Source organism: Sphingomonas sp. ERG5, from assembly GCF_000803065.1.
GTDB lineage: Bacteria > Pseudomonadota > Alphaproteobacteria > Sphingomonadales > Sphingomonadaceae > Sphingomonas.
Window position 1 is genome coordinate 1 of record NZ_JSXI01000003.1, and the last position, 1447, is coordinate 1447.

Below are 1447 nucleotides of genomic sequence, written 5' to 3' on the forward strand. Positions count from 1 at the left end.
GGCAATAATGGCGATTCCTCGGCCGTCATCCTGTCCGGACCGGGAACCCTGTCGCAAATCACCGGCGGCGCGTTCCAGGTCAGCGGTCTCTCCACCACCGCCGTCACCACCGTCAGCGTCACGCGCAAATTCACCCAGGCGGAATATGTCCAGTCACGGGTCTTTGTCGGCTCCGCTTCCGCCGGCACCACCAGCGGCAATTCGATCATCTTCGCCAATGCCAGCATTACACGCCCGCCCGCGAAAAACGAACTGCTCACCGAGACGCATTATACCGTGCCTGATCCTGACGGCGCAGGTAGCGGCGTGCCCTCCGGCGCGACGACGACCCGCTTTGCTTATGATACCAGGAGCAACCTGCGCTTCATCATCGATGGTGAAGGGCGTGTCACCGAATATGTCTATGACGCCTATAATCAGCGTACAGCGACGATCGTCTATGCCGCCAACAGCTATGCGAACACGGCCTTTGCATTGAGTGACCTGACCGCCTGGGTGGCGGGCATTGCCGACAAGAGCACCGCCCAGCGTACCGAGACGAGCTATGATTTTCGCGGTAACATCAGCGAGGTCAATAGCTATGCCAAGCTGCTGACCACTGGCGCGTTCGACACGACCTCGGAAAGCAGCCGCACGGTCTATGTCTACAACGGCCATGGCGAACTCCTGTCGCGCTATACCGATGGCACGGGCATGACTGAGAGTTTCGTCTATGACGGCCTCGGACGCGTGCTATCGTCGGCCGAAGTCACCAACCTTTACACGGGAGCCAACACGCCCTCCTTCTGGACGGGGTCGAACGCGACCATCGCGCAGGTAACCGGCACGCCCGCGGGCACGGCCTTGTCGATGACGGCGACCGCCAACAATCTGTCGATCGCAATTCCAGCCACGCAACAGGTGCCGGTCGCCGCCGGCGATACGCTGACCTTTACCGTCCAGCTTGTCGGTGGCAATTTCACCACCGCCAGCCTCGCGCTGCTCGGCGGCACGTCCCTGTACGGCAATAATGGCGATTCCTCGGCCGTCATCCTGTCCGGACCGGGAACCCTGTCGCAAATCACCGGCGGCGCGTTCCAGGTCAGCGGTCTCTCCACCACCGCCGTCACCACCGTCAGCGTCACGCGCAGATTCACTCAGGCGGAATATGTCCAGTCACGGGTCTTTGTCGGCTCCGCTTCCGCTGGCACCACCAGCGGCAATTCGATCATCTTCGCCAACGCCAACCTCGCCGTCTCGCGGAACCTCTATACCGGGGCCAACACGCCCGCCTTCTGGACGGGCTCGAACGCGACCATCACACAGGTAACCGGCACGCCGGCGGGCACGGCCTTGTCGATGACGGCGACCGCCAACAATCTGTCGATCGCAATTCCAGCCACGCAACAGGTGCCGGTCGCCGCCGGCGATACGCTGACCTTCACCGTCCAGCTCATCGGTGGCAATT

Annotated in this window: 1 protein-coding gene; it reads left to right on the top strand. The window is 62.2% G+C overall.

Going from position 1 to position 1447, the window contains the following annotated elements; genetic code table 11:
- Positions 1-1447, top strand: a 1447-nt coding sequence (locus OO12_RS28395; RefSeq protein WP_034156889.1) for a hypothetical protein, incomplete at both ends; no start/stop codon positions are given.